This window comes from Ruegeria sp. AB11 (assembly GCF_056536325.1).
The window spans coordinates 3,119,719-3,141,699 of sequence record NZ_JBQFJO010000001.1; the positions used below are offsets into that span (position 1 = coordinate 3,119,719).

Annotated in this window: 22 protein-coding genes and 1 riboswitch; of the genes, 14 read left to right on the forward strand and 8 right to left on the reverse strand. The window is 57.3% G+C overall.

The annotated features are described in order from the left end of the window. Window positions 1–47: 47 nt before the first annotated feature. Both ACR3EJ_RS15615 and ACR3EJ_RS15620 read right to left on the reverse strand, forming a co-directional pair. A complete protein-coding gene (locus tag ACR3EJ_RS15615; protein WP_170468929.1) occupies window positions 48–551 on the reverse strand; it encodes an Hsp20/alpha crystallin family protein in 504 nt (167 codons plus the stop codon). A 294-nt stretch (window positions 552–845) separates the two neighbouring features. Beyond that, window positions 846–1,223, reverse strand: a complete 378-nt coding sequence (locus tag ACR3EJ_RS15620) for a nuclear transport factor 2 family protein (protein ID WP_170538822.1) — start codon at window positions 1,221–1,223, stop codon at window positions 846–848. Between the two features lie 587 nt (window positions 1,224–1,810). Here ACR3EJ_RS15620 and ACR3EJ_RS15625 point away from each other — a divergent pair. Continuing rightward, window positions 1,811–2,434 carry a hypothetical protein gene (locus ACR3EJ_RS15625; protein ID WP_170538820.1) on the forward strand — a complete coding sequence of 208 codons (624 nt, stop codon included), beginning with the start codon at window positions 1,811–1,813 and terminating at the stop codon, window positions 2,432–2,434. Between the two features lie 293 nt (window positions 2,435–2,727). Here ACR3EJ_RS15625 and ACR3EJ_RS15630 read toward each other — a convergent pair whose 3' ends face one another. The 5 genes from ACR3EJ_RS15630 to ACR3EJ_RS15650 all read right to left on the reverse strand — a co-directional run bounded on the left by ACR3EJ_RS15630 (window position 2,728) and on the right by ACR3EJ_RS15650 (window position 7,666). Next, the gene (locus ACR3EJ_RS15630; RefSeq protein WP_170538818.1) at window positions 2,728–3,726 is read right to left on the reverse strand and encodes a glycosyltransferase family 2 protein; all 999 of its coding nucleotides are present in this window, start codon (window positions 3,724–3,726) and stop codon (window positions 2,728–2,730) included. Between the two features lie 94 nt (window positions 3,727–3,820). Continuing rightward, window positions 3,821–4,432 (reverse strand): class I SAM-dependent methyltransferase, encoded by a 612-nt coding sequence (locus ACR3EJ_RS15635; protein ID WP_170468912.1) that lies wholly within the window; start codon window positions 4,430–4,432, stop codon window positions 3,821–3,823. Next, entirely contained in the window at window positions 4,425–5,432 is a 1,008-nt protein-coding gene (locus ACR3EJ_RS15640; RefSeq protein WP_480423101.1) for a glycosyltransferase family 2 protein, read from the reverse strand. The genes ACR3EJ_RS15635 and ACR3EJ_RS15640 overlap by 8 nt, the downstream gene beginning before the upstream one ends. A gap of 46 nt (window positions 5,433–5,478) precedes the next feature. After that, complete coding sequence (locus ACR3EJ_RS15645; RefSeq protein ID WP_170538816.1) at window positions 5,479–6,408, reverse strand: hypothetical protein; 930 nt, start codon at window positions 6,406–6,408, stop codon at window positions 5,479–5,481. Window positions 6,409–6,709: 301 nt separating this feature from the next. Then, window positions 6,710–7,666, reverse strand: a complete 957-nt coding sequence (locus ACR3EJ_RS15650; protein ID WP_170538814.1) for an NAD(P)-dependent oxidoreductase — start codon at window positions 7,664–7,666, stop codon at window positions 6,710–6,712. Between the two features lie 145 nt (window positions 7,667–7,811). Further along, window positions 7,812–8,014: riboswitch (cobalamin riboswitch) on the forward strand. A gap of 85 nt (window positions 8,015–8,099) precedes the next feature. Here ACR3EJ_RS15650 and ACR3EJ_RS15655 point away from each other — a divergent pair. The 7 genes from ACR3EJ_RS15655 to cobJ are packed head-to-tail and all read left to right on the forward strand — an operon-like array spanning window position 8,100 to window position 16,082. Beyond that, window positions 8,100–8,480, forward strand: coding sequence for a DUF1636 family protein (locus tag ACR3EJ_RS15655; RefSeq protein WP_170468906.1), 381 nt, complete (start codon window positions 8,100–8,102; stop codon window positions 8,478–8,480). Beyond that, window positions 8,477–9,532: a cobalamin biosynthesis protein CobW gene (gene cobW, locus ACR3EJ_RS15660; protein WP_170538812.1), complete on the forward strand. Its 1,056-nt coding sequence runs from the start codon at window positions 8,477–8,479 to the stop codon at window positions 9,530–9,532. Before ACR3EJ_RS15655 ends, cobW begins: the two co-directional genes overlap by 4 nt. Before the next feature lie 5 nt (window positions 9,533–9,537). Beyond that, entirely contained in the window at window positions 9,538–12,831 is a 3,294-nt protein-coding gene (gene cobN / locus ACR3EJ_RS15665; protein ID WP_170538810.1) for a cobaltochelatase subunit CobN, read from the forward strand. Continuing rightward, on the forward strand, window positions 12,828–13,967 hold the full coding sequence (locus tag ACR3EJ_RS15670) for a cobalamin biosynthesis protein CobG (RefSeq protein ID WP_170538808.1): 1,140 nt from the start codon (window positions 12,828–12,830) through the stop codon (window positions 13,965–13,967). Before cobN ends, ACR3EJ_RS15670 begins: the two co-directional genes overlap by 4 nt. Beyond that, window positions 13,967–14,596 (forward strand): precorrin-8X methylmutase, encoded by a 630-nt coding sequence (locus ACR3EJ_RS15675; protein ID WP_170703495.1) that lies wholly within the window; start codon window positions 13,967–13,969, stop codon window positions 14,594–14,596. The genes ACR3EJ_RS15670 and ACR3EJ_RS15675 overlap by 1 nt, the downstream gene beginning before the upstream one ends. Beyond that, window positions 14,593–15,321: a precorrin-2 C(20)-methyltransferase gene (gene cobI, locus ACR3EJ_RS15680; protein WP_170468891.1), complete on the forward strand. Its 729-nt coding sequence runs from the start codon at window positions 14,593–14,595 to the stop codon at window positions 15,319–15,321. The genes ACR3EJ_RS15675 and cobI overlap by 4 nt, the downstream gene beginning before the upstream one ends. Next, a complete protein-coding gene (cobJ, locus tag ACR3EJ_RS15685; RefSeq protein WP_170468888.1) occupies window positions 15,318–16,082 on the forward strand; it encodes a precorrin-3B C(17)-methyltransferase in 765 nt (254 codons plus the stop codon). Before cobI ends, cobJ begins: the two co-directional genes overlap by 4 nt. On the opposite strand, the gene ACR3EJ_RS15690 is transcribed toward cobJ, so the two are convergent. Next, a complete protein-coding gene (locus tag ACR3EJ_RS15690; RefSeq protein ID WP_170538804.1) occupies window positions 16,073–16,804 on the reverse strand; it encodes a cobalt-precorrin-6A reductase in 732 nt (243 codons plus the stop codon). The genes cobJ and ACR3EJ_RS15690 overlap by 10 nt on opposite strands. Between ACR3EJ_RS15690 and cbiE the strand changes: the two genes are divergently transcribed. The 6 genes from cbiE to cobF are packed head-to-tail and all read left to right on the forward strand — an operon-like array spanning window position 16,803 to window position 21,928. Next, the gene (gene cbiE / locus ACR3EJ_RS15695) at window positions 16,803–18,002 is read left to right on the forward strand and encodes a precorrin-6y C5,15-methyltransferase (decarboxylating) subunit CbiE (RefSeq protein ID WP_480423105.1); all 1,200 of its coding nucleotides are present in this window, start codon (window positions 16,803–16,805) and stop codon (window positions 18,000–18,002) included. The two genes, ACR3EJ_RS15690 and cbiE, sit on opposite strands and share 2 nt — an antisense overlap. After that, window positions 17,999–18,367, forward strand: coding sequence for a cobalamin biosynthesis protein (locus ACR3EJ_RS15700; RefSeq protein ID WP_170538800.1), 369 nt, complete (start codon window positions 17,999–18,001; stop codon window positions 18,365–18,367). The genes cbiE and ACR3EJ_RS15700 overlap by 4 nt, the downstream gene beginning before the upstream one ends. Beyond that, a complete protein-coding gene (gene cobM, locus ACR3EJ_RS15705) occupies window positions 18,364–19,158 on the forward strand; it encodes a precorrin-4 C(11)-methyltransferase (protein ID WP_170538798.1) in 795 nt (264 codons plus the stop codon). Before ACR3EJ_RS15700 ends, cobM begins: the two co-directional genes overlap by 4 nt. Then, window positions 19,151–20,467, forward strand: coding sequence for a cobyrinic acid a,c-diamide synthase CobB (locus tag ACR3EJ_RS15710; RefSeq protein WP_170538796.1), 1,317 nt, complete (start codon window positions 19,151–19,153; stop codon window positions 20,465–20,467). The genes cobM and ACR3EJ_RS15710 overlap by 8 nt, the downstream gene beginning before the upstream one ends. Next, on the forward strand, window positions 20,464–21,192 hold the full coding sequence (cobA, locus tag ACR3EJ_RS15715; RefSeq protein WP_170538794.1) for a uroporphyrinogen-III C-methyltransferase: 729 nt from the start codon (window positions 20,464–20,466) through the stop codon (window positions 21,190–21,192). The genes ACR3EJ_RS15710 and cobA overlap by 4 nt, the downstream gene beginning before the upstream one ends. Next, window positions 21,185–21,928 carry a precorrin-6A synthase (deacetylating) gene (gene cobF, locus ACR3EJ_RS15720; RefSeq protein WP_170538791.1) on the forward strand — a complete coding sequence of 248 codons (744 nt, stop codon included), beginning with the start codon at window positions 21,185–21,187 and terminating at the stop codon, window positions 21,926–21,928. Before cobA ends, cobF begins: the two co-directional genes overlap by 8 nt. Window positions 21,929–21,981: the final 53 nt, after the last annotated feature.

Here is a 21,981-nt window from a genome sequence, read left to right on the forward strand (position 1 = left end):
CGCATGCTGCCCGGACCATGATGGTTGCGCGTGCGCCCCCATCGCGCCTATTTCGATGAGACCTTAATCTTTCGGCTGGGATCCTGAGGTTCGGTTTTCGGCATCGTGACGTGCAGGACCCCTTTGTCGAACGCAGCAGAAATCTCCTCGATATCGACTGCATCAGGCAGCGTCATTGTCCGGGTAAAACTACCATAGCTTCTCTCACTAACGCGCAGATCGCCCGTGTCATCATGCGTGACCTTCTTCTGGCCTCGTAGGGTCAATCTGCGGTCCTTGATTTCGACTTCGACATCGTCTTCTTCGAGGCCCGGCAATTCAGCGGTGAGAATTATCGCCGCATCCGTCTCGTGGATGTCAATCGCCGGCGAAATCGCACCCGTCATGTCCAACGACGGGAAGCCCGTGCGTTGCGCGGCTGTTTCCAGTGGCAGGAATGGCGCTGCGCCCCCGAAAAAGCGTGACATCATGGATTCCATTTCGCGTCGAAAATTATCAGATAGCGGATGTGTTCCAGCAAACAGTTGCGGGTTTTTTTTGTCTTCAAGCATTTTCTGATCCTCCTCCTTTGGTGCGATTGGGGTGAGGCAGCATTATCGCAAAAAATGCATCTAATTACCTTGATCTTGCGCAACCAAGCGTCCTCGGTATCGCGTCAAAAGACATCCCGGTCGTATCGGCATTGCGAATGAAACAAGGCGCATTACCGGTCAGACGTCCAGGCCAAGCATCACGCGGTAGAAACAAATGCCCAATTGTCCATCCATCGCGTCAAAGCACTTACAAGCCACACTTCCAGCGTGCGGATGAAACCAACACTACGTCAGTATTGCGGGTTGCCGCTCCTACTTCGGCAACATGAAGAACTCTTCCAATACAATCTTTCCGTCTGCTACAGAATAAACAGCAATCTCGCTCAGGGCGATACGTTGCCCAGTCTCCTTCTGCGTTACCTTAGCCATGTATCGCACACTGAAGCGGTTTGGGGGATGAACATAGGGGCCATCGACTTCGAGTTCGATGATTTCATGAGCTGCCAGCCAATCCTCTCTTTTCCCTTTGATAGCATCACGGCCTTTGGTAATGCGAAACTGTCGAACCGGAGGCACAACCGCTTCTATGGATTGAGCGTTCTCGGCATACATTTCATCAACATTTGCAAGGCCCCTGCGATCACGCATTGCCTGAACAAATGTTCTTCCAATCTCGACTAATTCTTTCATGATAGCCCCCATTTTTGGCATCAACTGTATCACATCATACCTTTTCCAATCTTGACGAGGATCAATGAATTTAGATGTTGGCGAAGAATCCAGTTCGGGAACGAGAGGGCAACTAGTGCAGTGGCAACGAGCGGCCCAATTCCCGGTGCCGGCATCAGCCAGTGCGCCATCTCCTTGCCTCGTGGTCGGTGAGTTACCTCCGCATCCAACTCTCATATCTGACTGATCAACCGACCCGCATCCCAATCAGCGGACTTAGGCAAGCCTGTGCCGCTTCCCCTCGTGTTGCACCATCATGCGACAATCGATATCGACCGCGAAGACAAGCCAATGAACAATTTAAACCAACAATCCCGCAACATTCACAAACCCACGTACCGCCAACATTTCACTAAAAAATTGTTATTTATTAAGAAATAGAGTTCCTTTACGCGGGTTCGAAATTGGTACTCGCCTCCAAAAGAATTCAATAGCTTACACGACCTTCCCAGACCGAGCGATACAAATGCTTGTTCTTTGGGGTCACATAGGAGAAATGTAGCCCGATTTGGGCTTTTATCGCGCCGCAAGACTTGCCGTGTGATTCCATGCGCAATGCCCATTTTCTTCTACAATTGGGCGACTCGATTTCAGACCAAGTCCCGCAAATTGAGATATTGTCTCGTTGTGTGATAGTCTCGTTTCATTCTGGTTTGCTTAAGGTGATGTATGTGTGGGTAGTGCGTGCGAGATGGTTGTTGATTGGTGCAATACTGTTTGTGTTGGCCTTTTCCGTATGGAGTCTTCTTCCGCGAAATAGCGAGCAAGAAGTGTTCTCCCTGCTTACTCCAGATGAAATGGCAGAACTCGACAATCAACCTAAAATTACTGAGTCTCTAGACCGAGGATTGACCGTTACTCAATCCGATGGCCCCTTCGTAAATTTCAATTCGCCCAAAAAGGATATTGTCCAGTCGCCTGTCAATATTGATGTAGACATTAGCCCGAGAGGAGATACGGCAGTTGATTTGTCGTCAATTCGGATCGACTATCGTATGGGTCCAGCATGGATCAATGTGACCAAACGAATAATGAAGCACGCCTCAGTCGAAGGTTCGCGCCTGCTCGCACGTTCGGCTGAACTGCCGGTTGGGCGGCACACGATGCGACTCTCCATACAGGACGAGGATAAAAGGCGGACGAGGGTTACTGTGTCGTTTGTCGTGCAGTGAATTGTTAGAAGAAGCAACTACTCGCGATATTACTCAGCCGGCCACTCAACCCTGCGCAACTACCAACGGCGGCTCCTTCGGAAACGGACTGATATCGGACCACTTGAAACATTTTTCTGTCAGGATTGCGCTTGTCTCCCATGTGTTGGAACGCTCCCGCTGTTCGGTGCCGTATTGCATCCCTGATCGATAGACCCCAAGAGCGCTAACGCTGGCGACAGTGCGGCCAATAAGCTGTGCCTCAGCGTCTTTGAATGGTGCCCCGTCAAGACTTCTTACGGCCCTGAGATGCGTCAGCGACCGGGGCCCATGGTCTTGTACCGGTGCAAAAACTCTCGGAATTCCACCCAATCCGGTCTTTGATTTAGCTCGACAATTTTCTGCGCGTGCCAAGAGCACGCGGCGGCATGCAAGGACGCCAGTTGGTCATCAGACATCAAACGTTCCCGCTCTACCGCAGCCTTTTCCCAAAGCGGCAAGATCGACCGGTCCTCAACCAAATTCGCGTTCATATTGTTCCAATAGGATTCGGCCTGATCATCGTGAATATGATTGGTTTTACCCCGATCCCGTTTAACCATGAACGACCCGATTGAACGCGTCACATAGTGATGGATACGCGCAAAATCATGGCGGTAGTTGGATGTGGCACGCCAGGTCACAGCTTCGGGGTCAAGTAGTTGCCCGCCACCATCAACCCATCTGATCTCGGACGTGCGCTCAGGCGCAACTCCTTTGGGGCGATGCGGACCATATCGGGTGAATAACCCGTTGTTGCGCGTTATACTCTTCAGCCCACCCGCAACACCCGAATATAAGCCCTGCTCAGTATCGCAAAGAAAGAACTGCTCAGCCACTGGAATATCGCTGAAGTCTTCGACGCCACCGCAACCGAATAGCTTCCAGGCAAAAGAGGCAACATCAAAAGGCTCTCCTGCGGTTTCCTGCAACTTTTCCAGCAACTTGTGCATAGAGGGATCAGGAAGGCGGATGTTCAGATATTCATCAACGTCCAGCGAAAAGGTCCAGTCCGCATCAAGAAACCTCGGATGTGAACGAACTCGCCTGAGCATCGTGTTCTGCGGGCTTTGCTTTGGCTTGACCGAATTATCAACATGAGTTGCAATGCCCAGATCCCCGAGCCGTTCTGCAATCAGATCGGTGCCGTCATCACAATCGTTGGTGTAAATGAGGAAATGGTCAATGCCGAGTGACAGGTAGTAGGACACCCAATCAATCATGAACGGGCCTTCGTTCTTCATTGTCGTGTAGACAACGATCCTGTCAGTCATTGCAAGTCCTGCGGTTGAACCAAAGTGGCGCCATCTTCTGTAGGTCCTTCTCGGGTGCCAACATCCCCAATTCGATATGAAATTGGTTCATTGACTATAGCTTTTGAACCGCGACCTGAGCGCCTTTGATCGCCTTGAGACGCAAGCCCGCCGAGTTTGCGCCCAAAAACTCGTGGAATGCACGCATCACACCATCTTTCCACCATCCCCTCCGATGGTAGTCGTCCAACATGATGACACCGCCTTCGATCATCTTCGGCAATACCGCATCCAGATCCGCTTTGACCCCTTCATATGAATGGTCTCCATCAAGATAGGCGAAACCGATACTCTGATCTTCGAACAGGCGCAGTGCAGGAACCGAAAAATCGCGAATTACCGAAACTTGACCCTTCGCTATCTCAGAGGCGTATGTGTTTTTCACCGCTTCATAGATGCGGTCCATATCGTTTTGGCTACGCGCTCCGGCCAAAGATGCGCCACCATCTGCGTCGGGCTGCACGCCCCATGGGTCGATGAGGCACAGCTTAGAAGGCTTCAATTCATCGAGTAATATCCGCGAAAACTCGCCCCGCCAGACGCCGATTTCGATGCTGAGCTTTCCGTGCGGCATTGTCCTGAGCATTTCGCGCCTCAGCGCATCTTTCCGCTCGCGCTGCAGGGCTTGTTTCTTGCGGCGGTCCTCGGCGGATACGGTTTCAGCCATGGGCGCCTTCTCCGATATGAGAATTCTGCAAGGCCTCAACCAAATCGAGCCAATCAGGTCTGGCCTTCAACTCTGCGGCTTTTGCACTATGCCATTCGCAGGCTTTGTGGTGAAGCTCGGCCAACTGAGGATCAGCCATCATCTCGGCTTTGATGTCATGCATGGCAGGCATGCGGCCCAAGATCGAGCGATCTTCGACGTCGTTGTGATTCATTACAAGCCAGTATTTCAGACCTTGGTCCTGGCCAACATGGTTAGTCCGGCCCCGTTCACGTTTGACAAGAAAGCTATCGGTACTTCGTACTGCATAGTGGTGAATACGCGCGAATTCATGGCTGAATCCTCGCCACGCTTTCCATTTCACCTGATCTGCCGGGTAGAGGTTTCCGCCTGCATCTCTCCACAACACCCCTTCGTACGGTGCGTCGGGATTTGGGGCGTCCTCTGGATTGATCCGAGGACGGTGGGCGCGAAACCGGCTAAACTTGCCGTTATTTCGGAATAGCGTTTTGAAACCTTTTGTCCGGTGATGGGGGTAGCTGTCTTCGGTGGCCGCCTGAAAGAATGTCTCAGGGACAGGTTGATCGACAAAGTCGTTTAAGCCGGCATTTCCGAACATACGCCAACAGATCGATATTGCATCAGCTTCACCGCTTGCCTCTACAAGTGACTGAACATTGCCTTCAGGCAAACGGATATTGATGTATTCATCCACATCCAGGCTCATAATCCAATTTGCGGACTGATAGCTTGGATGACTGCGAGATCGGGTAAAAGCCCGGTTCTGGGGCGCAGCGCGTGGTCCGACCTTGTTGCGCTCATGATGCGCCCAGCCTAAGGTCTGCATCCGATCACCGATGACATCTGTGCCATCAGAACAGTCGTTGGTGTAGATCAGGATATCATTGAACCCGATTGCGCGGTTGTAAGCCACCCAATCGATCATAAATGGCCCTTCGTTCTTCATCGTCGTCACGATGAGAAAGGTCTCGTTTGCCATAAGTTAAACTCTTGCCTGTGCCATTCTCGGACTATTGTTGATCTAATTAGAATAGCCTTAGGATTTTGTCCAATTCGCCGGTGACTTCTGCGGGTGCTACTTGCCGGGCCAAATCAGACATTCGGGCCTGCGCTATTCGCCATTGCTCTCCACCAAATTCTGCGGACGCACGCTCAACTCCTTCGACAATAGCCGCGCTGTCAGTGCTTTTCACAAAGTAAGGGTAATCTGCACCCAGATAATATTCGGCATCGTGAACCTGCCGATTTACCAACACATTTGCCCCAATAACAGCTGCGTTGAAACCCTTAGTGAAGGGCTTAGAGGACAACACTCCGCGAGTGAGAACAGGGCTCGGGTCACGCGTGCAAATGTGAAAGTTTGCCTCTGATAGTCTTGCGATGAAGGCCTCCACATCACCTTTACCGTTATAACCGGGCACTACTGACTGCTCTGCCAGAGCGGGCGGCAAGACAACGTTATCAAGCAGTCCGAAATAACCCAAATTGAATTCCGCCTTGGGTGCAGATTCCGGAACGAGTCGCGGATCCGCATGATGCCTCAGATGGCGCACCTGAACACCCGGAGTCGGATCAAGCGCGGGCAATCCCTGGCACAAGCTACGCTCACCCTGATACGAAGCAGCGATATGGACGTCCACAAAACCGGCTTCCAGTTGCCCGGCAATGACATCCAGATGATCAACGCAAATGCCTGCCGCGACTTTCTTCAAGGACGCTCTAAACTCCTGCCCCAAATTTGATGCAGCACTTTTGTGAAAAATCACAATTGCGTCCCTGCAGGAGTCTACAAATCGCTGACACGCATGTACCCGAGAGGCTTTGGGAGCCAACACGACTTCGAATGTGTATCGCTCCGATAAATGCGCGCGCGCCATTGCAGCCAACTGGTCAACACGCATCGCCTTGCCACCCATTGTTTTCTGGCCGATGCGATATGCAAAGATCACTTTCATGTCCGAGTTGCTAAGCTATGCATAGCGCAACGTTCCTCCGAAGCGGGGCCAACTCTCTGAAACTGCATCGCAAATTGAATCGGGTTCGTGGCCTCTGGATCAATTGTCAGAGTGTTATCCATCTGATCAATGAAAGCTACTTCCAAGTCGAGTGGTTCCCAATCCAAAACCGATCGCTGCAACCAGGCAATCAACTCCAATTAATGTGCTTAATTCTTGCAACGCCAGAGCTCAACACATCACAAAGAACCAAAGAGTTGAAGGGCCTTCATCAAAATCAAGTAATCTCTTTATCTTGACCTCAAGCACTCCGTCGATATTGCGGGATCACCTCATAGCCCGGCTTTTCTGGCTCATCGTCCAGCATCTCGGCTGGAAATCCCGGTGCCCGAATCTCAAGCCCGGTCGCATCCTCCAGCCGCCTGATGATGTTGGGAGATAGCTCTCTCTCTCCATAGCGAGAGATCCCGTCCTCAAAAATCTTGATCATCACCGGGTTTATCTCCAGCGGCACCCCGGCGCGGTCGGCGACCTCCTGAAACAGACCGATGTCCTTTTTGACCAGATCCATGGTGAATGAAATATCGCGGGACCCATTCAGAATCACTTGGCTTTCCGTTTCGTGCACAAATGATGTGCCCGACGAAATTTTGATCGCCTCATAGGTCGTGCCAAGATCCATCCCTGCGGCCTTTGCGGTCACCAAAGCCTCGGCGCAAGTGATCAGATTTGCGGTTGCCAAATAGTTTGTCAGCACCTTCAACACTGAGGCCGATCCCAAATCGCCTGTGTGCAAAACGCGGCGCCCCATCGTCGTCAGGAACGGCAGAATGCGCTCAAATGTTTCTCGATCGCAGCCTGCGAAGATCGAAATATTGCCCGTAGCCGCCCGATGACATCCGCCCGATACCGGGCAATCGACTGCAGCCCCCCCACGTTCGATCACCGAAGCACCCAATCGTTTTACTTCCGCTTCGTCGGTGGTGGACATTTCCATCCAGATCTTACCGGATGTCACTTCGGACAGCATCTCCTGCATTACCGCGTCCGAGGCGGCAGGAGATGGCAGACAGGTAATCACGGCGTCACAATCACGCATCAATTGGGCGGGGCTTTCAGCTGCCTTCGCACCCTGCGCGACAAAACCAGACACAAGATCAGGGTTGAGGTCATGAACGGTCAGGTCAATCCCATTGCGCAGCAGCGAGCCCGACAATTTTCCGCCCACGTTTCCCAGCCCGATGAAGCCTACTTTCATATGACGCTCTCCCTGTTCGTCTTTCGATGCACATGCGAACACGCCTGTTGACCTAAGTCATGCCGTCCAGCGACCCTCAGAGGTCGCTTTTTTGCCCCTGTACGCACAGTTGAGCGAGACTCGCTTGACAAGGGGGGTGATGCTGTCCCAAGAGCCAAGTGTTGGTGTCTGCAGCAGCAGATGAAAAGGGAATGCGTCAGCGGATTTTCCGTCAAACGCAGCCGCCCCCGCGACCGTGACCGGAGAGGGTGCCCAAGCCACTGGCGAATGCCGGGAAGGCGGGACATCCGACAGAGCACCGCTCTGACATCCGCAAGCCGGGAGACCTGCCAACGCCCGAAGATGAAACCGGACGGGGTGTTCCGGTGTGGGGCTTTAATCAGCCCGCATGAAACCCCGTCCCCCACGAAGAGGATTTGGGGGGATGAGAGACATGACCGACACCACACCGGTCGAACTGCTGGTCTGCACCACCTGTCGTCGCGGCCTACCCGTCGAAGACGACGCCCAACGCCCCGGCACATTGCTGCACAAAGCGCTTGAACAGGCCACCCTGCCCGAGGGCATCACCTTGAAAGCAGTAGAATGCCTTTCAAACTGCGATGAGGGCTGTTCTATCGTGCTGCGTGGTGGACCTGATCGATGGACATTCGTCTATGAGCATCTGAGCGAAACCGATCACGTCGAAACCATCATTGAAGGTGCCACCAAGTACCTTCAGACCGAGGACGGGCTGGTCAAATGGCGTGAACGCCCCGAACACTTCCGCAAGAATTGCGCGGCCCGTATTCCCCCGATTGGAGCGCTGAAATGAGCAATCTCGAAAAACTGCCCGTCACCGTGATCACCGGCTTTCTGGGCTCGGGCAAAACGACGCTGGTCAAGCATTTGATGCAGAACCCGCAAGGCAAGCGCTTGGCTGTTGTAGTCAATGAGTTCGGCGATGTGGGTGTCGATGGCGATATCCTGAAATCCTGCGCAATCCCGGATTGCCCAGCAGAAAACATCATGGAACTGGCCAATGGCTGCATCTGCTGCACTGTGGCCGACGATTTCATTCCCACGATCGAAGCGCTTATGGCCTTGGAGCCGCGCCCCGATCACATTCTGATCGAAACCTCGGGCCTGGCTCTGCCTAAGCCGCTGCTCAAAGCGTTCGACTGGCCAGACATTCGCTCGAAAATCACAGTCGACGGCGTGATCGCTTTGGCCGATGCCGAAGCGGTTGCCGCTGGTCGGTTTGCACCCAATGTCGAAGCGGTAGATGCCCAGCGCCTTGCCGATGAGTCGATCGACCACGAGACTCCACTATCGGAGGTGTTTGAAGATCAGATCTCTTGCGCCGACATCATCCTGCTGACCAAGCCGGATCTGGCCGGTCCCGAAGGTGTCGCCAAAGCCAAAGAGGTCATCGCGGCCGAAGCCCCTCGCCCCCTACCCGTCGTCGAAGTCGCCGAAGGTGTCGTGGACGTGCGCGTTGTCTTGGGCCTTGAAGCTGCCGCCGAGGACGACATGGAAGCGCGTCCCAGCCATCATGATGGTCATCACGATCACGAGCATGACGATTTTGAAAGCATCATCCTCGAACTGCCGGAACAGACTGATCCGCTGGATCTGGTCGCCAAGATCGAACGCCTGGCAAAGGAACTGAACATCCTGCGCGTCAAAGGCTATGCCGCGGTTCAGGGCAAGCCCATGCGCCTGCTGGTACAGGCCGTCGGCTCGCGGGTACGTCATCAGTATGACCGCCCGTGGGAACCTGGTGAAGAGCGCCGCTCGCGCCTTGTGGTCATCGCCGAGCATGATGATATCAAAGAGGCCGAAATCCGTGATATCCTTGTGGGTGTGACCGAGGCCGCCGAGTAAGATTCATGCACGTCGTCTTCCGCGAAAGCCACGGGTTAGAGGAAACCGAGACCCCAACCGATCTGGGCCAGAGCCCGGCGGACTTGGTGGTGCTGTCATTTTCTGACAGTGACCTTGGCGCTTTCGCGGCGGGCTGGCATCGCGGTGGCGGGCCAGACGGGCGCATGCCAACCCTGCGGTTGGCCAACCTGACAGCTCTAAAACATCCCCTGTCAGTCGACACATATGTTGAACAGACGCTCGAGGGGGCCAAAGGCATCTTGATCCGCCTGATTGGCGGCGTGCCATATTGGTCTTACGGCTTGCAGCAGGTTCTGGCACTGGCACAGGCCAAGGGGATCGCATTGGCTGTCCTGCCTGCGGACGGGCGCGAGGATACGCGGCTGGATGAGTACTCCACCCTGCCCGTCTCAACCCTGCGGCGCTTGGCGCATCTGTGTGATACCGGCGGAGAGGTTGCGGCACAGGCCGCGCTCGCACAGATGGCGCTGGCGGCGGGACTATATGCCGGTCCGGTGATGGGGGCAAAGACCATACCGGATTACGGCGCCTGGTGCCCGGATCGTGGCGTGATACCGGCGGACACAGCTTTTTCGGGCGATGCAAAACGCATTATTGTCACGTTTTATCGGGCCTACCTGACCTCTGCCGACACTGCCCCGATCGCGGCTTTGATCCGCAGTGTGAGATCGCGTGGATTCGAGGCCATTGGCCTGTTCGCCCCGTCGCTCAAAGCGCCAACCGCCGCTGACTGGTTGCGTGAGACGATCGTGGCGCTGAAACCTTCAGCGATCATCAATGCCACCTCCTTTTCGGGCAAGGGCGCATCAGGCACTTCACCCTTGGATGCTGCCAATGTGCCCGTCTTTCAGGTCGCCCTCGCGACCTCGCGCCGCAAAGCCTGGGCAGAAGCGGAACGCGGGCTTTCGCCTGCTGACCTCGCCATGCATGTGGTGCTGCCCGAGGTCGACGGGCGGATTAACGCGGGCATCGTGTCGTTCAAAGAACCGGGCAAGCGCGATCCTTATCTGGAATATTCGCGTTTTGCCCACCAGCCCGAACCTGACCGGATCGAAGCTGTCATCGATCGGGTCTCTGGCTGGCTGGACCTGCACGAAAAGCCCAGTTCGGATCAAATACCGGCGCTGGTTCTGTCGACTTACCCGGGTAAGGACTGGCAGATGGCGCATGCAGTTGGCCTTGATGCGCTTGCTTCAGCCGAAGCGATGCTGACCGATCTTCAGAATGAGGGATATGCAACCGCACCGGCCGAGCCGATTGCCGAAACCCTGCTGGGCGCCCGGATTTCATGGTCATTGCAGGACTACCTGATTGCGCATGCAGAGCTACCCGATCAATTGCGCGCCGATCTGCAGGCGGTCTGGGGAGACCCCGAGGACGATCCAGCGTTCGCAGATGGAGCATTCCATTTCACGGCCCTTCGGCGTGGCAACGCTGTGGTTGCGCTGCAGCCAGAACGCGGCATGCCAGAACTGCGCGAGGATGACTATCATGACCTTTCGCGCACCCCTCGGCACAGCTACGTCGCCTTTTACCTTTGGCTACGCAAAGGGATAGGCGCGGATGCTTTGATCCATATTGGTGCCCATGGCACGCTGGAATGGCTGCCAGGTAAATCGGTCGCTTTATGCAATGAATGCTGGCCCGAGGCGTTGATCGGTAAACTCCCGGTGATCTACCCGTTCATCGTCAATGACCCCGGCGAAGCTGCGCAGGCCAAGCGCCGGATCGGTGCAGTTACGCTGGGCCATATCCCGCCCCCGATGAAAGAAAGTGGTACGCCGGATCGCATGGTTCGGCTGGAAGCACTGCTGGATGAGTTCTCGAACGCGGACGGTCTGGACCCCAAGCGCCGTGACCGGTTACAGGAAGATATCCGCGACGAGGCCCAGGCCATTGGGCTGGCAAGCGACCTTGGCCTCGATCAGGCCACCTGCATCGCCGAGGCGATCACGCGCATTGATCGATTTGTCTGCGATATCAAGGAAAGTCAGTTCGGCGACGGCCTGCACATCTTTGGACGGGTTCCAGATGTGACGGGTGATTTCAACCCCGCGCCTTCTGCCCAAGCTGAGCGCAATGCTCTGGTCGATGCGCTAGCTGGCAAACGAATCGAAGCCGGACCTTCAGGCTCTCCCTATCGCGGGCGCTCAGACGTGCTGCCTACTGGGCGGAATCTTTATACCACCGACCCGCGTTCTGTGCCCACGCGTGCGGCCTATACTCAAGGCGTCAAGCTGGCAGAGGAGTTGGTGCGTCGACACCTGCAGGAAGAAGGCGACTATCCTAAGGGGCTGATCGTCGACCTGTGGGGCTCGGCCACGATGCGCACCGCAGGCGAGGAATTTGCCATGGCGCTGCACTTGCTGGGTGTGAAACCGGTTTGGGACAAAGGCTCGGAGCGTGTTTCGGGCATCGAAGTGCTGCCGATCACCGACCTCAGCCGTCCGCGTCTGGACGTGACCTTACGGGTCTCGGGCCTGTTCCGTGATGTGTTCCCAACGCTTTCGGCGCTTTTTGGTCAGGCCGTACGGGCACTATCTGAACGGGATGAGGCGCCCGATTGGAACCCTTATGCCGGTCAGGAACCGGCAGCACGGGTCTTTGGACCGGCCCCCGGCAGCTATGGCGTCAACATGACCCAACTATCCGAAATCTACACCGATGATGCCCGCTCAAAGGCGGGTGAGGCGTGGTTAGATGCCAGTTCCTTTGCACTGGAAGGTGAGCACATCACGAAGGACGTCGATGGCATTACGCGGCGTGTCGCCAATGCTGACAGCTTTGTACACCTCCAGGACCTGACCGAGACCGACCTGCTATTGGCGAATGACTATGCCACGCATGAGGCCGGGTTTGCTGCCGCCAAGAAAATCACCGGTGGTAACGCTCAGCTCTATCACCTGGACAATACCAACCCGGAAAATCCACGCGCCCGTACCTTGCCCGAAGAGATTAGCCGCGTGGTTCATGCGCGCGCCGCCAATCCAGGATGGATAGCGGGGATGCAGCGGCATGGTTTTCGAGGCGCGGCCGAGATTGCAGCGACGCTTGATCACATGGCCTCGTTTGCACATTTGTCTGGCACCGTCGCGCCGCATCTGTTCGATCTTTATCATGAAGCCACGCTTGGCGACGAAGGCGTCGATGCCTTTCTACAAGAGGCGAACCCGCGTGCGCATCAAGCGATGCAAGACCGTTTCCGCGCCTTGTTGGATGCTGGATTATGGAATACGCGCCGAAACTCGATCCGTGCCGGTTTGGAAGGTCTGGGATGAGCGCTCTCACCGACAAACCTGTCGTCCAAGGCTGGTGCCCCGGCGCCCATCGCCCGATGATGTCCGGCGATGGGCTGGTCGTGCGCGTACGCCCGCGGTTGGCGCGGCTTAGCGCTCAGCAGGCTTTGGGTCTGTGCGAATTGGCCGACCGTTTCGGCAATGGCACTATTGACCTGACCAACCGTGCGAACCTGCAACTGCGCGGCGTCAAGGAAGCCGACCACCAGCCGCTATTGGCCGAGCTGTCTGATCTGAACCTTCTCGATGCCGAGCCCGGCATCGAGATCAGACGGAATATTTTGGTCACACCGCTCTACCGTGCAGGTGATCTGACAGCGCGACTAACGCAGCATCTGATTGACCGCCTAGCAGAGTTGCCCTCGCTGCCCGCCAAGTTCGGATTTGCAATTGATACTGGACCCGAGCGCCTATTAGCCGGAGACTCGGCTGACATTCGCGTGGAAACCGGCGAAAACGACCTGATTCTGCGTGCTGACGGTGCTGAGACCGGGCGGTCTGTTTCTGAAGCCGATGCCATCGATCGACTGATCGAACTGGCAAAGTGGTTCTCTGAAACCTATACGCCCGAGACACGCCGAATGGCCCGCGTGATCTCTGCGCAAGACCTTCCGCTCGAATGGCAAGGCAGCCCGCCCGGCCCAATAGGTACCCTGCTACAGCCTGGCGCTTGCGAGTTGGGAACACTGTTGGGCGCGACGTTTGGGCAATTGCCCGCAGGCCCGCTCTCGAAACTGATCGAGAGCAGCGGTGCATCTGCCCTGCGAGTTACACCGTGGCGGTTGATCCTGCTGGAAGGCGGAGCAGATACTCCCGCACCAGCCTTCGTCACAGACGGTACTGACCCGCTGATGACCACCGACGCCTGCCCTGGCACGCCGTTCTGTCCGCAGGCGCAAGTGGAAACGCGAGAGATCGCGCGCGTTTTGGCGGCTCGAGTGCCCGGATCTCTGCATGTCTCGGGGTGTGCAAAGGGCTGCGCCCGGATGGGCACTGCAGATGTCACCTTAGTGGGATGCAATGGACGATTTGATCTTGTCAAACAAGGTCGTGCAGGGGATGAGCCCTGCCAACGCGGCCTGACCGAAGAAACACTTATGACCATGGACTTCACCTGATGCCCTATGAATACGAAACCAACGGCGCGGCGATTTACAAACAGAGCTTTGCCACGATACGCTCTGAGGCCGATCTCGCTCGGTTCGATGCCGATGAAGAGCAAGTGGCCGTGCGCATGATCCATGCCGCTGGAATGGTTGGGCTGGAGGAGTTCGTGCATTTCTCGCCCGGCTTCGTCACAGCTGCCCGCACCACGCTGGAAAATGGCGCACCGATCCTGTGCGACGCGCGCATGGTCAGCGAAGGTGTGACCCGCTTCCGCCTGCCTGCGGATAATGAGGTAATCTGCACTCTGCATGACGAACGCGTGCGCCCATTGGCCGTTGAGATGTGTAACACGCGCTCTGCCGCTGCGCTAGAGTTGTGGCGTCCGCATCTTGGCGGCGCGCTGGTCGCGATCGGTAACGCTCCGACTGCGCTATTCCATCTGCTAAACATGCTGGAAGACCCAGATTGTCCGCGCCCGGCCGCTATCATCGGCTGCCCTGTGGGCTTTGTCGGCGCAGTCGAATCCAAGGACGCCTTGTGGGAAGCGCAGCCCGTACCCTCCTGCATTGTCAAAGGTCGCTTGGGCGGCAGTGCAATCACCGTTGCTGCCATCAACGCCATCGCGAGTCGCGCGGAATGAGCGGGGGCAAGATCTACGGCGTGGGCCTTGGCCCTGGTGACCCGGATCTCATGAGCGTCCGTGCAGACCGCCTGTTGCGCAATGCGCGCCACGTAGCGTTCTTCCGCAAGCCGGGCCGCACGGGGCAGGCCCGCAAGATCGTCAATGGAATGATCCCCGGCGACGCTATCGAGTTTGCGATGGAGTATCCCGTAACAACCGAAATCCCGGTGACGGACCCGAGGTACAACGAGCTGCTTTCCGTGTTTTACGAGGATTGCGCCGCGCACCTGAAGTCGTTGACAGAGAATGGTGAGGATGTCGTGGTCCTGTGCGAAGGAGACCCTTTCTTCTACGGGTCATTCATGCATCTTTACAATCGATTACGGGATATATCTAAGGTCGAGGTCGTACCAGCCATTACCGGAATGTCGGGTGCCTGGACCGCTACCGGCGATCCAATAACCTGGGGTGATGACGTCCTGACGGTTCTGGTCGGTACATTGTCCGAGGACACGCTGACCGAACGCATGACCCAAACCGATGCGTTGGTGGTCATGAAGATCGGTCGCAACTTTGACAAGGTAAAACGCGCCTTGAAACGGGCCGATCTATATGACCGTGCATGGATCGTCGAATACGCCCAGATGCCCAACCAGCGGGTTTGCAAACTCTCGGACAATTGCGAGGGTATCACCCCCTATTTCTCGATCATCCTGGTTCACGGTCAGGGCCGTCGCCCATGAGTGGCTGGGTCAAAATAGCTGGCCTCGGACCGGGAGACGAAGCTCTGGTCACGCCCGAGGTTACCGCTGCTCTGGCCGAGGCGACGGATGTTGTTGGATACATCCCCTACGTCGCGCGCGTTGCTGAGCGTGAAGGGTTGACCCTACATGCCAGTGACAACCGGGTCGAGATCGACCGCTCGCAGCACGCATTACGGATGGCGGCCGAGGGCAAGCGTGTCGTGGTTGTTTCCTCCGGAGACCCAGGCGTGTTCGCGATGGCCGCTGCCGTGTTCGAGGCCTTGGAGAATGGTCCCGCTGAATGGCGAAGCATTCAGATCGACGTACTGCCGGGGATCACTGCGATGCTGGCCGCTTCCGCCCGTGCGGGCGCGCCGATGGGGCACGATTTCTGCGCCATCAACCTCAGCGACAATCTGAAACCGTGGTCCTTGATCGAAAAGCGCCTGCGTCTCGCCGCACAGGGGGATTTCGCGATGGCATTCTACAATCCACGCTCGAAGTCACGCCCAGAAGGCTTTGTAAAAACACTGGAAATCCTTCGCGAGGAATGTGAGCCAGAACGCCTGATCCTGTTCGCTCGCGCAGTGTCGCGTTCGGATGAAGAGTTGCGGATTTCAACATTGGCCGAGGCCACGCCAGACATGGCGGACATGCAGACCGTCGTGATCGTCGGCTCGTCATTGACCCGCGTGATCGAGCGCGACGGCAAACCGATCGTTTACACGCCGAGATTCACGCCTGACAAGGATCAGGTATGAACCAGCCAGTCCAAGACCTGCGAAACCTTTTCGAACTCAGTCCGCTGCGGCAACAGCGGACGGTCGATCATCAGAACCGGAAGACCCAGCGCCCGTGCGGCCTCCAGCTTTGCGCGCGCCCCGATGCCACCCGCGTTCTTGGACACAACCAACTGCGTCCCGTGACGCTCCATCAGCCCCCGGTCTTCAATTTTAGTAAACGGACCGCGCGAAATAATGACGTCTCTATTAGGAAACGGCACGGTTTCAGGCTCATCCACCAGCCGCAAAAGATAGTGATGCTGAGGCTGTGCTGCAAAGTCCTGAAGATGCATGCGACCAACGGCAAGGAACACGCGCCGAGCGGGACCGGAAAGCGCGTCGACGGCACCGTCGATGTCCGGAACATGCTGCCAACTGTCGCCATCTTGAGCGACCCAGGCAGGCCGCGTCAGCGCCGCCAGCGGAGTGGCGGTCGAGGCGCAGGCTTCCACAGCGTTTCGGCTCATCAGCGCGGCAAAGGGGTGGGTAGCATCTACGATGTGGCTGATCTCATGATCGCGGATGTAGCGCGCCAGCCCCTCCGTTCCTCCGAAACCGCCCACGCGTGTTGGAACGGGCTGCGGGCGTGGCGTGTCGACACGGCCCGCGTAGGAATACGTGGCCGGAATACCTTGTTCGGAAACGGATTTTGCCAGAGCATTTGCCTCGGTCGTCCCGCCAAGAATCAGGAGGTTGGGCATGTCTGAAACTCCGTGGCTAACCGTATTGGGTTTGGGTGAAGATGGACTGGATGGCCTTTCCGCCGCAAGCCGTCAAGTGCTGGATCGTGCCGAGATCGTCATGGGTCCGTCTCGCCACCTATCTTTGATTCCCAAAAGCAACGCCGAACAGGTTGAATGGCCAGCTCCATTTGCCGATGGTCTTCCGATACTGACCGGATTACGCGGTCGGCAAACTGTTGTTCTGGCCTCGGGCGATCCGTTCTGGTTCGGGGCCGGTTCCGTCATCGCGCGAAATTTCGATGTGAGCGAATGGACCGCCCTACCTGGCCAATCGACCTTTTCGCTAGCGGCTGCGCGGCTTGGTTGGCCGCTTGAAAACACGTTGACCTTCGGACTGCATGCCGCGCCTCTGACACGCCTTCGCCCTCACTTGGCACCCAGCCTGCGCGCCATCCTTTTGCTGCGCGACGGGAAAGCTGTGGCTGAGCTTGCGACCTATCTGGGCGAAACCGATTTTGCCGATTGTACTCTGCACGTTATGGAAGCGCTTGGCGGTCCCCGTGAACGGGCGCGCAGCGTGTCGCTGACCGAAGCGTTGCTGGGGACATTCGAACACCCGGTCTGTGTCGGGTTGGACGTCGCGGGTGCCGGGCGCGCCTTTCCCAAGGCATCGGGCAAGCCCGATGACATCTTTGAAACCGACGGCCAGATCACCAAGCGACCCATTCGCGCACTGACCCTGTCGGCCCTTGCGCCGCAAAGGGGCGAGCATCTGTGGGATATCGGCGGTGGCACCGGTTCGATCAGCATCGAATGGCTGATGTGCGATCCGACGCTAATCGCAACGACCATCGAGCCGCGTGCTGATCGGGCCGAACGCATTCGCCGCAATGCCAATACGTTAGGACAGGATCGGCTGTGCGTGGTGCATGGCTCGGCACCAGAGTCGTTGGCTGATCTTGACCGACCCGATGTGGTGTTTATCGGTGGCGGTCTAAGTGCGGATCTGCTGAACTGGCTACACGCCAATCTTCGGGCTGGCACGCGGCTGATCGCCAACGCGGTGACATTGGAAAGCGAAGCGTTGCTGGCTGAATGGCACGACAAGCTGGGCGGAGACCTGCTGCGCATCGAACTGGCGCAGGCTGCTGCGCTTGGTCCACGGCGAGGCTGGAAATCTGCCTATCCTGTGGTGCAATGGAGCCTCACGTTATGATCGTCGCCGGGCTCGGATTCTCGTCTTCTGCTACGCTGGCCAGTCTGCGCGCTGCCTTTGATCTGGCGTCGACAGGAAAAACTGTCGATGCCCTGGCAACCGTTGCAGACAAGAACGGGCATGCCGCACTTGCCGCGCTTGCAGAAGCAACTGAGCTGCCGGTTCATTTCGTCCCGGCTGTTGATCTTGCCGGGCAACGTACCCTCACCTGCTCGCCCCGCAGTCGTGCCACATACGGCACCGGCAGCGTGGCCGAAGCATCCGCTCTTGCTGCCGCCGGGCATGGTGCGCGGCTGATTTCACCCAGACAAATCTCGGACGACCGGCTTGCAACCTGCGCCGTCGCCATCGGAGGACAACAATGACCGTTCATTTCATCGGCGCCGGACCGGGTGCTGCCGATCTGCTAACCCTGCGCGGGCGCGATATCATCACCTCCTGCCCTGTGTGCCTCTATGCAGGCTCATTGGTTCCCGAGGAGATTCTGAGCCACTGCCCCGACGGCGCAAAGATCGTGAACACGGCTCCGATGGATCTGGATCAGATCATGGCCGAGATCGAAATAGCGCACAAAGCCGGGCAAGACGTGGCGCGGCTGCATTCCGGGGACCTCTCTGTCTGGTCCGCGATGGGAGAGCAAATCAGACGTCTGAAAGAGATGGGAATCCCGGTCAGCGTCACGCCCGGTGTCCCGTCTTTTGCCGCCGCAGCTGCTGCTCTAGGAACTGAACTCACCCTTCCGGGACTGGCGCAATCGGTGGTGTTGACCCGGACGCCTGGGCGCGCGTCCTCGATGCCTGAAGGTGAGACGCTGAAAAACTTTGCTAAAACAGGTGCTACTCTGGCCATTCACCTGTCGATCGGAAATCTGGACAATGTCATCGCCGACCTGACCCCTGCCTATGGTGCGGACTGCCCGGTCGCCGTTGTCTACCGCGCCAGCTGGCCGGATGAACGGATCATCCGCGCGACTCTGGCCACGCTGAAAGAGGCGCTGGACGAAAGCATCTCGCGCACCGCACTGATAATGGTTGGTCCGGCGCTCGCAGGTGAAGGGTTTGACGAAAGCTGCCTGTATTCTAAAACCTACGACCGTCGCTATCGCCCTCAAAGCGCCGATAGCCCGTGGTCGAGCTGGAGCCACGGCGATGACTAACCCCCCGGGATTACTGATTTCCGCACCGTCATCGGGCACGGGCAAAACCACGGTCATGCTGGGGTTGCTCCGGGCGCTGGCTGAGGACGGATTGACCGTGCAGCCGTTCAAAAGCGGGCCCGACTACATAGACCCGGCCTTTCACCGCGCTGCGGCAGGCCGCGCTTCGTTCAATCTGGATAGCTGGGCGATGGGAGATCCGCTGCTAAGCGCGATATCCGCGCAAGCCGAGGGTGCCGACATCGTAGTGGCCGAGGGTTCGATGGGTTTGTTTGATGGCGTCGCCAAACCCGGAGAACTGGGACATGGATCAAGCGCTGAAACGGCGCTGCGTATGGGATGGCCGGTCGTCTTGGTTCTGGATGTCGGAGGACAGGCGCAATCAGCGGCGGCGACTGCACTTGGGTTTCGGATGTATAACCCCGATTTGCCTTTTGCCGGTGTCATCCTGAACCGCTGTGCTAGCCCTCGCCACGAACGACTGACCCGTTTGGGCATGGAGCGCGCCGGACTACCGGTTCTGGGGGTACTTCCACGCCGAGGCGATCTTACCTTGCCCGAACGGCATCTAGGCTTAATCCAAGCGGTTGAACACCCTGATCTGGAAACCGCAATTGCCGGTTACGCCGCGTTCCTGCGTGAACATGTTGATCTGGAAGCGATCAAAAAGGCGGCCTCCTCGGGCCCCGTTGGGCCATCGTCGGCCGCGCTGCCGCGCCCCCCGGCGCAGCGGATCGCTCTGGCCCGAGATGCAGCGTTTTCGTTTACCTATCCGCATCTTCTGGAAGGGTGGAGCAGCGCGGGTGCAGAGATACAGCCCTTTTCACCTCTGGCCGATGAAGCGCCAGACGCTGATGCCGATCTGGTCTGGTTGCCGGGGGGGTATCCTGAGCTGCATGCGGGAACAATAGCTGCGGCCGATACCTTCTTGACCGGGCTGCGGAAACACGCGGAAACGCGGCCCGTACATGGTGAATGCGGGGGGTACATGGCATTGGGGAAAGTGCTGGTCGACAAAGATGGCACCCCACATCAGATGGCGGGATTGTTGGGTCTGCAAACCTCATACCAAAAGCGCAAATTCAACCTTGGCTATCGTAGGGCTGAACTTTTGGCTCCGATGCCCGGCTTTGCGACAGGTACCGCGCTGCGCGGACATGAGTTCCATTATTCCTCGATCATCGAGCAACCTGACGCTCCTCTTGCGCGGGTCTTCGATGCCGAAGGGGCTGAAGGCCCTCAGACAGGATCGCGACGCGGCAATGTCACCGGTACGTTCTTTCACCTGATCGCGGAGGCAACGGTATGACCGGGTTTGTCTCATTCATCGGCTCCGGTCCGGGTGATCCGGAGCTGCTAACGCTCAAGGCCGTGGACCGGATGCAGAAGGCCGATGCGGTGCTGTTTGATGATCTCAGCAGTGGCCCGATCTTGACCCATGCACGTGACGACGCTGATCTGGTGGGCGTAGGTAAACGCGCCGGTCGCCCCTCGCCCAAGCAGGATCACGTCAGCCGATTATTGGTGGAGTATGCGCAGACCGGCCAGCATGTCGTACGGCTGAAATCCGGTGATGGAGGATTGTTCGGCCGACTGGAGGAAGAATTGGTCGCGTTGCAGGCCGCCGGTATCAAATACGAGATCATTCCCGGCATCCCTTCGGCAGTCGCGGCGGCTGCGGCTGCGGGAATTCCTCTGACCCGGCGCCTGACTGCGCGTCGTGTTCAATTCGTCACCGGGCATGACGCGAGTGGCAAATTGCCTGCCGATCTGAATCTTCCCGCCCTAGCCGATGCTGGCGCGACAACGGTCGTATTCATGGGCAAGCGCACTTTTCCATTGCTTGTCGAAGCGCTGAAAGCGCATGGCCTGCCGCTGGACACACCTGCCTTGATGGCCGAATCCGTTTCAACCCCCGAGCAATCCTTACATCGCTCCACCATCGGAGAGCTTTCCGACAGACTGCGCACCGAGATAGGCACTGCTCCCGCCTTGATCCTGTACGGCCCGCTGGTGGAGTTCGAAGATGTATGATCTCACACTGATCGGGATCGGCACCGGCAATCCCGACCACCTGACCTTTCAGGGCGCGCAGGCGATCAGGTCTGCAGACCTGATCCTGATCCCGCGTAAGGGAGAGAACAAAGCTGATCTGGCCGGTTTGCGCGAAGACATCATCGCGCAGGTCACCGAAAAATCTCCGCGGATCGCCTATTTCGACGTTCCCAAACGTCGGGCAGATGACGGCTATCTGCGAGGTGTCGACGAATGGCACGACGCAATTGCCCTGCGCTGGCATGAGGCGATTTCAGCCCACCCCGACGCGCAGAAGGTCGCGTTGCTGATCTGGGGTGATCCGTCGCTGTATGACAGTTCGCTCAGGATCGCCGCTCGACTGGACCCGCAGCCACAAGTCCAGGTTGTCCCGGGCGTCACCGCGTTGCAGGCGTTAACTGCGGCCCATGCGATCCCGATCAATGATCTGGGCGCACCCTATATCGTGACTACCGGCCGCCGCATACGCGATGAGGGATGGCCTGAAACGGCATCAAAAGTGGCTGTTATGCTGGATGGCGAATGCTCGTTCCAAAGCCTAAAAATGGCCGATTATGACATCTGGTGGGGGGCATATGTGGGCATGAAAGAAGAGATTCTGATCAAAGGCCCGTTGGCGGATGTGGCGCAAGACATTCTGGACGCGCGCGCGCAAGCCCGTTCTGATCACGGCTGGATCATGGATATCTATCTGCTGAAGAAACGTACTGCCTGACGTGCGCACAGGATTGTGAGCCCCGTTTCAGCGGTTTTCTGTCATCTATTCTC